General features: G+C 51.5%; 10 protein-coding genes. 2 read left to right on the top strand and 8 right to left on the bottom strand.

The features are described 5' to 3' along the window. Window positions 1-14: 14 nt before the first annotated feature. The gene (locus tag NYE33_RS12215) at window positions 15-494 is read left to right on the top strand and encodes a GNAT family N-acetyltransferase (protein WP_081970183.1); all 480 of its coding nucleotides are present in this window, start codon (window positions 15-17) and stop codon (window positions 492-494) included. Window positions 495-588: 94 nt separating this feature from the next. Here the strand turns inward: NYE33_RS12215 and dnaJ are convergent, their stop codons facing one another. The 4 genes from dnaJ to hrcA form a co-directional block, all read right to left on the bottom strand. Continuing rightward, window positions 589-1713, bottom strand: a complete 1125-nt coding sequence (gene dnaJ, locus NYE33_RS12210; RefSeq protein ID WP_042139464.1) for a molecular chaperone DnaJ — start codon at window positions 1711-1713, stop codon at window positions 589-591. A 218-nt stretch (window positions 1714-1931) separates the two neighbouring features. Next, window positions 1932-3779, bottom strand: coding sequence for a molecular chaperone DnaK (gene dnaK, locus NYE33_RS12205; protein ID WP_042139465.1), 1848 nt, complete (start codon window positions 3777-3779; stop codon window positions 1932-1934). A 110-nt stretch (window positions 3780-3889) separates the two neighbouring features. Further along, entirely contained in the window at window positions 3890-4456 is a 567-nt protein-coding gene (gene grpE, locus NYE33_RS12200) for a nucleotide exchange factor GrpE (RefSeq protein ID WP_144026116.1), read from the bottom strand. A 73-nt stretch (window positions 4457-4529) separates the two neighbouring features. Then, window positions 4530-5561 (bottom strand): heat-inducible transcriptional repressor HrcA, encoded by a 1032-nt coding sequence (hrcA, locus tag NYE33_RS12195; RefSeq protein ID WP_039309603.1) that lies wholly within the window; start codon window positions 5559-5561, stop codon window positions 4530-4532. A 233-nt stretch (window positions 5562-5794) separates the two neighbouring features. Here hrcA and NYE33_RS12190 point away from each other — a divergent pair, with 233 nt between their 5' ends. Further along, a complete protein-coding gene (locus tag NYE33_RS12190; RefSeq protein ID WP_341065930.1) occupies window positions 5795-6499 on the top strand; it encodes a hypothetical protein in 705 nt (234 codons plus the stop codon). Between the two features lie 217 nt (window positions 6500-6716). Here NYE33_RS12190 and NYE33_RS12185 read toward each other — a convergent pair whose 3' ends face one another. The 4 genes from NYE33_RS12185 to NYE33_RS12170 form a co-directional block, all read right to left on the bottom strand. Beyond that, window positions 6717-7208, bottom strand: coding sequence for an N-acetyltransferase (locus NYE33_RS12185; RefSeq protein WP_042141548.1), 492 nt, complete (start codon window positions 7206-7208; stop codon window positions 6717-6719). 92 nt (window positions 7209-7300) lie between these two features. Next, the gene (gene hemW, locus NYE33_RS12180; protein ID WP_042139467.1) at window positions 7301-8473 is read right to left on the bottom strand and encodes a radical SAM family heme chaperone HemW; all 1173 of its coding nucleotides are present in this window, start codon (window positions 8471-8473) and stop codon (window positions 7301-7303) included. A gap of 240 nt (window positions 8474-8713) precedes the next feature. After that, window positions 8714-10525, bottom strand: coding sequence for a translation elongation factor 4 (lepA, locus tag NYE33_RS12175; RefSeq protein WP_042216867.1), 1812 nt, complete (start codon window positions 10523-10525; stop codon window positions 8714-8716). A 225-nt stretch (window positions 10526-10750) separates the two neighbouring features. Further along, window positions 10751-11269, bottom strand: a complete 519-nt coding sequence (locus NYE33_RS12170; RefSeq protein ID WP_076245060.1) for a hypothetical protein — start codon at window positions 11267-11269, stop codon at window positions 10751-10753. Window positions 11270-11286 lie beyond the last annotated feature (17 nt).

The following is an 11286-nucleotide window of genomic DNA, read 5'->3' as shown; positions in this document are numbered from 1 at the left end:
CGGAACAATAGTTAATTCATGAGGAGGAAATAACTCTGCAAATCATAACTGAACGGCTAATCATTACTGCATTTGACCAACAAAATTACAAGAAGGTATCTGAAACATACCCTATCGGGAAGCATACCGCCGGATATTTAGCTCATCTTGAGGAAGACCCTGAACTGCTGGGCTGGGGAGTGTGGTTTGTAACATTAGCTGACAATAACCAAATTATCGGAGACATTGGATATAAAGGGAGACCGGATATAAAAGGAATTGTAGAAATCGGATATGGAATAATTCAGGACATGCATAATAAGGGGATAGCTACAGAGTCGGTGAAAGCAATTATGGAATGGGCATTCTCCTCAGGACAAGTGAAAAAAATTGTGGCAGAATGCCTTATAGATAACCTTCCTTCCATTAAAGTTCTGGAGAAATTGGAAATGACCAGAGTTAGTATAAAGGATGGAATGATTCATTGGGAAATAACAAATAACCGGCATCGTTGAATTAAGGAGAAAAAAACGCCCGCCTCCAATTTCCATGGAGGCGGGCGCTGCTATGCGGCTCCGTAGGGCCGCAGGAATAATACACTTATGAAGATCAGTCCCCGCGGAACGCACGTTTCACGCGGTCAAAGAAAGATTGCTCCTGCTCATGAGTGTTCTCTCCATTATGGGAGGCGAACTGGCGGAGCAGGTCCTTCTGCTCATCACTAAGCTTGCTAGGCGTGACCACAATGACGCGGACATGCTGATCGCCGACTCCGCTGCCGCGCAGATGCGGAACACCTTTGCCTTTGAGGCGGAAGAAGGTTCCGGTCTGTGTGCCTGCAGGAATCTTGAGCTTCACTTTTTCGGTAAGGGTAGGGATTTCGATCTCGTCACCAAGCGCCGCCTGAGCGAACGTCAATGGAACCTCGCACATAATATCATCGTTCTCGCGCTCGAAGAAATCGTGATTCTTGACGCGGAAGACAATGTACAGATCTCCGGCCGGGCCGCCGCGTGTGCCGCCTTCGCCTTCACCGGTCATGCGCAGCTGTGCGCCGTCATCGACACCGGCAGGAATGCGCACATGAATCTTGCGCTGTTTCTTAACCTTGCCCTGGCCTGCACATGTTGTACATTTTTCTTTGATGATCTTGCCGGTGCCGCTGCAATGGGAGCAGGGACGGCGGTTACGCATCTGTCCAAGCGGTGTATTCTGCACGAATTCCTGCTGGCCGCTGCCGTGACATACGGAACAGGTCTCCGGCTTCGTTCCAGGTTTGGCACCGGAGCCAAAGCAGGTATCACAGGTCTCCGTACGCGGAATGGTAATATCGGTTTCTTTACCGAATACCGCTTCCTTGAATTCAATGGTCATCGTATACTGCAAATCGCCGCCGCGCTGCGGTGCATTCGGATCACGCCGTCCGCCGCCGCCGAAGAACATGTCGAAGATATCGCCAAGACCGCCGAAATCTCCGCCGCCGCCGCCAAAGCCGCCGCCCATGCCCTGGTTAGGATCAATATGTCCATATTGGTCATAACGAGCCCGCTGCTGCCCGTCACTGAGGACGTCGTAAGCTTCCTTAACCTCTTTGAACTTGGCTTCTGCATCGCCCGCTTTATTCACATCCGGATGATACTGGCGCGCCAGCTTACGGTACGCTTTCTTCACATCTTCGTCTGAAGCATCTCTACCGAGGCCCAGAACCTCATAATAATCGCGTTTATCTGCCACTGCTTTCACCTCCGTACATCGTTATTCTTCTGCCCTTAACATGGCAAGTAGAAACGGCTACGCCGTCCCGCGGGGACGGCACCGTTTCTTCGAGAAATGTAAGAAGAAATTTATGACGGGAAACCCATAAACCCTTACATTTTAAAGGGAAAGCCAAAACACGGGATGCCCCGGTTTTGACCTTCCCCTCTCACCAAATAGAAACTTATCGTTTAAGGTTACCCTTGATTCTTCTCATCGTCAACCACTTCGTAATCGGCGTCTACCACGTTGTCTTTCTTGGCATTGCCTTCAGAAGCTCCCTGGCCGCCTTCAGCGCCTTGCTCAGCTTGTGCAGCCTGTTCATACAGCTTCACGGACAACTGCTGTACGATCTCATTCAGCGCCTCTGTAGCGGCAGTGATTTCTTCCAGATTGTCGGTTTCCAGTGCAGCCTTCACTTTGTCTTTGGCTTCATTGGCTTTCTCGATTTCGGAAGCGTCGACTTTGTCAGCAAGGTCCTTGATGACTTTGTCCGTGGAGTATACGAGCTGGTCAGCGTTGTTCTTCGCTTCTACCAGTTCTTTACGCTTACGGTCTTCCTCAGCATGCAGCTCGGCATCCTTCATCATCTGTTCTACTTCAGCATCGCTCAAGCCGCTGGAAGAAGTGATAGTGATCTTCTGGCTCTTGTTGGTGCCTTTATCCGTAGCAGATACGTTAACGATACCGTTGGCATCGATGTCGAAGGTTACTTCGATCTGCGGTACGCCGCGCGGTGCCGGTGGAATCTCGTTCAGCATGAAGCGTCCCAGTGTTTTGTTGCCGTTCGCCATCTGGCGCTCACCCTGCAGTACGTGGATTTCCACGCTCGGCTGGCTGTCAGCGAAGGTCGAGAACACCTGCGATTTGCTTGTAGGGATCGTAGTGTTGCGCTCGATCATCTTCGTGAATACGCCGCCTGCAGTTTCAATACCCAGGGACAGCGGAGTTACGTCAAGCAAGACCACGTCTTTAACATCACCAGTCAGCACGCCCGCTTGAACAGCAGCACCAAGAGCTACTACTTCATCCGGGTTAACGCCTTTGTGAGGCTCTTTGCCGGTAAGCTTCTTGATCGCATCCTGTACGGCAGGAATACGTGTGGAACCGCCGACCAGCACGATTCTGTTCAGATCAGCAGGCGTCATGCCGGCATCGCTAAGCGCTTGACGGGTTGGTCCAAGCGTACGCTCTACCAGGCTTGCAGTCAGTTCGTCAAACTTGGCACGGGTCAGGTTGACCTCCAAGTGCTGTGGTACTCCGTCAACAACCGTGATGAACGGCAGCGATACAGTAGTTGTCAGTACGCCGGACAGCTCTTTTTTCGCTTTTTCCGCAGCGTCTTTCAGACGTTGTACAGCCGCTTTGTCTTTGCTCAGGTCAATGCCTTGCTCTTTCTTGAATTCAGCCACGAGATAATCCATAACCAGCTGGTCAAAATCATCCCCGCCAAGACGGTTGTCACCGCTGGTAGCTTTTACTTCGAAGAAGCCGTCGCCCAGTTCAAGGATCGATACGTCGAATGTACCGCCGCCAAGGTCATAAACAAGGATCGTCTGGTCCTCGGATTTCTCCAGACCGTAAGCAAGTGCTGCTGCCGTTGGCTCGTTGACAATACGCAGAACTTCAAGACCGGCAATTTTGCCCGCATCCTTCGTAGCCTGACGCTGGCTGTCATTAAAATATGCAGGAACCGTAATAACGGCCTGGGTTACTGTCTGGCCCAGATAGGCTTCAGCATCGGATTTCAGCTTCTGGAGAATCATCGCCGAAATTTCCTGTGCGGAGTAGTCTTTGCCGTCAATGCTTTCTTTGTGGTTCGTACCCATGTGGCGCTTAATGGAAGCGATGGTACGGTCCGGGTTCGTAATTGCCTGGCGTTTAGCTGTCTCGCCGACGATACGCTCGCCGTCTTTCTTGAAGCCTACCACCGATGGGGTTGTACGCGCGCCTTCCGGATTCGGGATAACGACGGCTTCGCCGCCTTCCATAACGGCAACGCAAGAGTTGGTGGTTCCAAGGTCAATACCGATAACTTTACTCACTGTAATTTGCCTCCTCAGACATAAGGTGAAGCCCGGGGCTTCAACCATTCATATTGTTATTGTGGTGTAACATTGTCTTCATAGAATAATGCTCACTTATATAGACAGAACTACATGCTGACTTTGACCATGGCCGGACGAAGAACTTTATCTTTCAGGAGATAGCCCTTCTGGACTTCTTCTGTCACGATGCCTTCCTCGTGCTCCTCGCTCTCCACCTGCATGATCGCCTGATGATATTCAGGGTTAAAAGGCTGTCCTACCGTTTCCATAGCTGTAAGTCCTTCAGATCTCAGCACTCCATCCAGCTGCCGGAAAATCATATTGATGCCTTTGGTGAACGCTTCGGAATCCGCGCCTGCCGGAGATGTAGCCAATGCACGCTCAAAATTGTCGAGTACCGGAAGCAATTCAGTTACGAGCTTGGAAGTCGCATATTGCGCCAGCTCTTCCTTTTCCTTCTGTGTGCGGCGGCGGAAGTTATCGAAATCAGCCTGTACACGCAGTGCGCGCGCCTGATGTTCATTCGCAAGCTCCTGCAGCCGTCCGAAATCCTCTCCACTGCCTGAAGCCGCCTCGCCGGCCTCTTCAGCCGTAAATGTGCCAGTGCCTTCTGCAGCTTCCGCCTCATCAGCAGCCTGGTTTTCATTTATGGAGGGATCATTCTGTTCATTCATTTCCTGAACCTCTTCCTCTTTCAAGTTGTCTTCACCTCCTTATCATCATTCACCGTAATCAATTACGCTCTGTTCACTTATACCAGTGTGCCAGCATCGCTGTCAAATCCCGGGACAGAATCCCCAGAATGCCCATTACGCGCGCATACTCCATCCGGGTCGGACCCAGGATGCCGATGCTCCCCAGCGCCTTGCCATCCAGCGAATAGGTAGCGGTAATCAGACTGCAGTTCGCAAAAGCATCATGCTTATTCTCTGTACCAATGCGCACTTGCATCCCTGTTCCTCCGCTTGCCGGGGTCAGCATTTTGAGCAGGGTTGGCGTCTCTTCCAGCAGATCCAGAATATTCTTCACCTTGTCGACGTCCTTGAACTCCGGCTGGGTCAGCATATTCGTTGCACCGCTGAGATAGATGCGCTGTTCATGGTCGCTTTCGAGCGCCGTGTCCAGCACCTGCATTAATTCTTCATAGTGGGAGATGTGACGCTGCATTTCCTCACCCAGCTCGGAATAGAGCTGGCTCTTCAGCTTATAGAGCGGTACATTCACCAGCTTGCTGTTCAGCAGATTGACGACCTTCTCCATCTCGGATACAGAAATATCCGGAGGAAGGTTGACGATCTTGTTCTCCACCTGTCCCGTGCTGGTAACGATAATCGCCACCGCAGTGTTGTCATCGAGCGGAAGCAGCTGAAAGTGGCGCAATGAAGTATGAAAAACCTCCGGTCCCAGCAGGATGGAAGTATAATTCGTCATATTGGAAAGAATCATTGCCGCATGTTGGATAACCTGCTCTGTCGCATTCAGCTTCTCGGCGAAAAAAGCGCGGATCGTGCCCAGTTCGGCCGTTTCGGCGGAATTCCACGGTACCAGATGGTCCACATAATAGCGGTAGCCCTTATGAGAAGGGATTCTCCCTGCCGAAGTATGAGGTTGCTCCAGGTACCCCAGGTCCTCAAGATCAGCCATTTCGTTGCGGATCGTTGCAGGACTGTAGCCTACATCGCCGCGTTTCGAGATACTGCGCGAGCCTACCGGCTCAGCGGAAAGAATATAATCATCTACGATTGCATTCAGTATCATTCTCTGGCGTTCAGTTAACATGTTATTCCCTCCTATCGGCTGTGGCTCCGATTCGTTAGCACTCTAGTCAGATGAGTGCTAACCACTAATACAAAAATACCAAACTGACCTTGGCATTGTCAAGTCAGTTTCACAAATCACAAAGCACTGGCAGATGCATTTTTTTCAAGATAAAACCATTATTTCGGATATGCCCCCGCAACCATTCATCCGCTTCATCGTCAGATAGAACAAGGGGTGATGAAATGCGCTTGATGAAACCATGGTTATTTGCCTTATCCGCCGTGATCCTATGTGTGCTGTTGCTTACGGCCTATACAGTGAAAACAACTCAGAACAAGTGTTACTTTGACGATGTGGATTATGCATCCGTCCTGCAATGGAATGGTGTCCTCTATGGCGGTGAAACGGATAGTGATCTCAGCGGACTGAGCAAAGGAAAGGCTATCGGCAAGATTACCTACAGCAAAACCGAGCATAGATGTCCCCGTAAGAAGATGCAGGATGGAGATGCCACGAATCTGAAGACAGGTACTCAGCTCTATGAAGTGAATGGATATAAACCTTCGGCGAGAATCTGGGCGGGTGACCAGCTCTATGAGGCGTACAGCAACCCTGCAGCCAGAACCCTTAACGATCTGCTGGATGCCGAGGGCAAAATACAAACCGTCCGTTTCATCAGCGGCAATGACGGTTCAGACCTGATGGACTTCACTCCGGAGGCCAACGCCATATTTATCCGTGAATTCCCCAAGCTGGAGTACATCCCGCAAGAGGAGCTGTCCAAACAGACCAAGAGCTGGGTGGGCAATCTGTACTGGATGGAAATCGAAATGAAAGACGGGTCCACCAGAAGGATTGCCTATAATACAATGTTCCCTTCATTTCACTCTGCATATGCCACTCCAGAGCTGGCCGAGCTGATAGAGCAGCAGCGCAAGCTTATTTATGCCAGGTAACCGGTCAACAGCATGTGTGTGCAAAGCATTCAAGTTGTACGTTATACAACTTGAATGCTTAGAAGCAACAACAGCAGCACAGATCCAAATATTCACTATATAGAGTGAAGTGTAACATCCACATATCCGCGCAAAAAAACCACTCCCCCCGGAGCTTCCGATCCGTAGGCAGTGGTTTCTTATTATATAGGCTGCCGCAGAACCTATGGCCCCCGGGTTAATCCAATCTCTTCAGCACAGCAATTTCATCGCAGGCATGCTGCTTCTTGCAGTGCACACAATCAGTCCAGACCTTCTCCGGGAAAATCTCCTTCTCCACCACATCGAAGCCGTTTCTGAGGAAGAAATCCACGGCATAGGTCAAAGCCATAATCTTCGGAATTTTCTGGCGTCTGGCTTCTTCCGTCAGCTTCTCCAGAATCATCGAGCCTACGCCTTTGCCCTTGCCTTCATCCCGCAGACCAATCGAACGTACCTCTACGAGGTCGCTTCCGAGTCTGAACAAGGATCCGCAGCCGACAAATCTGCCGCCGATTTCAGCAATCACGAACTGATCGATCTGGCGGGCCAGTGCTTGCCTGGAACGGGGCAGCATAATTCCGCGCTGAGCGTATTCCTCTATCATCAGATACAGCGGCTCTACATCCTCCACTGTAGCATTTCTGCATATCACTTGCTGATCTCCCGCAGGAGAAGACTGGCGGAACATATCCGTTTTGACAAGCACTTTGACTCACCCCTCGTTGTTAATATGAATAAATATACAACAGAGTGAATTACAATTCAAGGGGTATTTTAAAATTAAACTTCTGTCAAAGCACCGACAAATTCTCCAAATACATCGTTGCCGAACAGGATTCCCTGCTTGCTCAGACGATAGGTTTCCCCCGACTGCTCCAGCAGCCCTGCCTTAAGCATTTTATGCAGCGATCCCGCAAAAATATCCTCCAGCGACTTCCCGAATTGTGAGCGGAATGCCGTATCCGACACCCCTTCGCGCATCCGCAGGCCGACCATCATGAAATCCTCCATCGCCTCCTGCTCGGAGATAGGGAAGCTGTCCAGACGGGGCAGCCCGCTGCGCGTAGCTTCATTATACGGATTAACGCCCTTGATATTCATATGCCGCTGGCGGCCCACATATCCGTGCGCCCCGGCACCGAGGCCATAATAATCCTCGTTGCGCCAGTAGGTAATATTGTGGCGGCTCTCCAGCCCCGGCTTGGCAAAATTGCTGATCTCATATTGCGTATAACCCGCAGCTTCCATGGTGGACATAAGCAGCAGATACATCGCCAGCTCATCCTCTTCATTCGGCAGGGGAAGTTTGTTCTTATTAAATAGGGTGTGGAACAGCGTGTTCTCCTCAACCTTAAGACTATAGATAGAATAGTGGGGAAGATCCAGCGCCAGCGCCTTGTCGATGCTCTCTCTCAGCATATCCACCGTCTGGTTCGGCAGGCCGAACATCAGATCCAGCGAAAGATTATCCAGCCCGGCCGCGCGGGCATTCTCCAGACTGCGGTAGACATCATCCACATCATGAATACGGCCGATTCCGCTAAGCAGCTCGTTCTGAAACGCCTGAACGCCGAAGCTCACCCGGTTGACGCCGCCTTCCTTCATTACTCTGAGCTTATCTATATCGGTAGTGCCGGGATTAGCTTCCATAGAGAACTCGATATTCTCATCCCACTGCGGGAAGTGTCTGCGGACCGATTGCAGGAAATATGCCATCTCATCCGGTTTTAGCACTGTAGGCGTACCGCCGCCGACAAAAATAGTCTTGATTACACCGGGAGGCGTGTTCTTCACGGTCAACTCCATCTCACGGTCAAGGGCATACAGATACTCCATGACCGGCTGATCCTTCAGGACATAGGAATTGAAATCACAGTAGAAGCACTTATTGGTGCAAAACGGGATATGAATATATACGGCCTCAGGGGGACGGCCATTGTTTGCTGTGTTCATAGCTGTCTCCTTTGTTCTATTTAATGTAAAAGCTATTTGCAGCCTCTGCTGCTGAAAAGTAAGAAGAAACGGCTGCGCCGCCCTGCTTAGGACGGCACCCGTTTCTGCGAGAAATAAGCGATTGATTATTATCTTAATCCTGTTTCTCCGGGAAAAATAACATTTCCAGAAAAGGGAAGCCCTACGGCTTCCCTTGCAGGTCTATAATCCAGCTGTCAGCTCCAAGGAGCCTGCACGCTGCTACTCAATCTGAAGCACAGCCATGAACGCTTCCTGCGGCACCTCTACGCTGCCGACTTGCTTCATGCGCTTCTTACCTTCCTTCTGCTTCTCCAGCAGCTTCCGCTTACGCGAAATGTCACCGCCGTAGCATTTGGCCAGTACGTTCTTGCGCATCGCCTTAACGGTCTCGCGCGCAACCACCTTCGTGCCGACGGATGCCTGGATCGGCACCTCGAACATCTGGCGCGGGATAATGCCGCGCAGCTTCTCGCAGATGACACGGCCGCGGTTATAAGCGCGGTCGCGGTGAACGATGAAGGACAACGCATCGACCTGCTCATTGTTGAGCAGGATATCCATCTTCACCAGATTCGACTGGCGGTATCCGGAGATCTCATAATCGTAGGAAGCATAACCCTTTGTTCCCGATTTCAGCTGATCGAAGAAGTCATATACAATCTCGGACAGCGGAATCTCATACGTAATGGTTACACGGTTCGTATCCAGATACTCCATGTTAACGAATTCGCCGCGTTTGTTCTGGCAAAGCTCCATAACTGTACCTACGAAGTCATTCGGTACAATAATTCCTGCCTTCACATATGGCTCTTCAATGAAGTCAATCGTCCCGATCTCCGGATAATGCGACGGATTGTCGATCTGAATGGTCTCACCGTTAGTCAGCTTGATGCGGTAAATAACGCTTGGTGCTGTAGTAATCAGCGGAAGATTGAACTCGCGCTCAATCCGCTCCTGAATGATCTCCATGTGCAGCAGTCCAAGGAAGCCGCAACGGAAGCCGAAGCCCAGGGCACTGGAGCTTTCCGGCTCGAAGCTAAGTGAAGCATCGTTCAGCTGCAGCTTCTCCAGCGCTTCACGCAGATCATTATAATCAGAGGTCTCAATCGGATACAGACCACAGTAGACCATCGGATTGATCTTGCGGTAGCCCGGCAGCGGTTCAGGCGTCGGATTCTTGGCATCCGTCACGGTGTCACCGACACGCGTGTCTCCTACATGCTTAATCCCGGCCACAATAAACCCTACATCGCCGATGTTCAGCTCAGGCACAATGGTCATACGCGGCATGAATGCCCCGACTTCGATAACTTCAAAGGTTTTGTCGGTTGCCATCATCTTAATCTTGGAACCGGCACGGATACTTCCGTCCATAACGCGGACATAGACGATAACGCCTTTGTACGGGTCATAGTGGGAATCGAAGATCAGAGCCTTGAGCGGTTCTTCGGAGTTGCCTGTCGGCGCCGGAACCTGCTTAACGACCTGCTCCAGAATCTCCTTAATGCCGATGCCGGCTTTGGCGGAAGCCAGAACCGCTTCGCTCGTATCCAGCCCGATTACATCCTCAATCTCCTGCTTCACCCGGTCAGGATCGGCATTCGGAAGGTCAATCTTGTTGAGCACCGGAAGAATCTCCAGATTGTTATCGAGTGCCAGATACACGTTAGCCAGGGTCTGGGCTTCAATCCCCTGTGCTGCATCCACTACCAGCAGTGCGCCTTCGCAGGCGGCAAGACTTCGGGATACCTCATATGTGAAATCGACATGCCCCGGTGTATCAATCAGATTCAGATAATAATCCTGTCCATCGTCGGCACGATAAGTCAGGCGTACAGCCTGCAGCTTAATGGTGATACCGCGTTCGCGCTCCAGGTCCATTTGATCGAGTACCTGCTCCTGCATTTCACGCGAAGTGAGCGCACCTGTATACTCCAGAATACGGTCAGCCAGTGTCGATTTGCCATGGTCTATATGTGCAATAATCGAGAAATTGCGGATTTGTTGTTGTCGTTTCTGAACGTCAGTCATTCCTTACCCCCACAGACAGCCTAATGTTAATCCTCTTATTATAACAGTACGGGCTTCACCCATCAATCCCGCCAGCTGCGGGAAAATAAAGAAACACCCGGGGCAGCCAAAAATTACAGGAGAATCCGTGAAAAAGGAACGGCTGCGCGCTCCAATTTAAGCGGCAACCGTTCCATAATGACATATTAACCTTCGAAGTCTGTCCGGCTGCACACGGACACTCCTTCACTCCTCCGATGAATCGAATAGGGAGACTACCCAGCGGATGCTTTTCTGCGAAGCCTGCTGCAGCAGGCCGGCCGTCTTGTCCGCGAGCACATCTACGGTCGGCTTCTGTTCCCCGGGAATCAGAATCTGCTCAGGACTGAGGGTAGTGTAGTCCTTCACCTCCTGCTGCGGAAGGCTCCCCGTCCCGGCTGCTGTATCCGTACCAGCTGCAGCCGGCTGCTGCACAGGCAGCACCTTATAGGCCCCGGTAGCCGGATCAATGACAACCGGCACGTATACATAGGCTTGCCCGCCCTGAGCCCTACCCGCGGCCGGAAGAGACGCAGCTCCCGCTGTGCTGCTCTGCCCTGCAGGGAGCTGTCCACCGGCCGAAGAAGTATTCCCGGCCATAGTGTTCCAGCCCGGCAGCACGCCGGAGACTCCTGAACCGCTGCCGCCGCCGAATTGCAGACCCACCAGAAGCCCGACTCCCGCCCATATCCCGACCATGACCAGCTTTTTACCGAACCGCGTCATATTCCCCGCTCCTTTTT

Source organism: Paenibacillus sp. FSL R10-2199 (genome assembly GCF_038000235.1).
Classification (GTDB): Bacteria; Bacillota; Bacilli; order Paenibacillales; family Paenibacillaceae; genus Paenibacillus_AQ; species Paenibacillus_AQ phytohabitans.
Note: the sequence above shows the minus strand (reverse complement) of the source record. Positions and strands in the feature narration are given on the sequence as shown.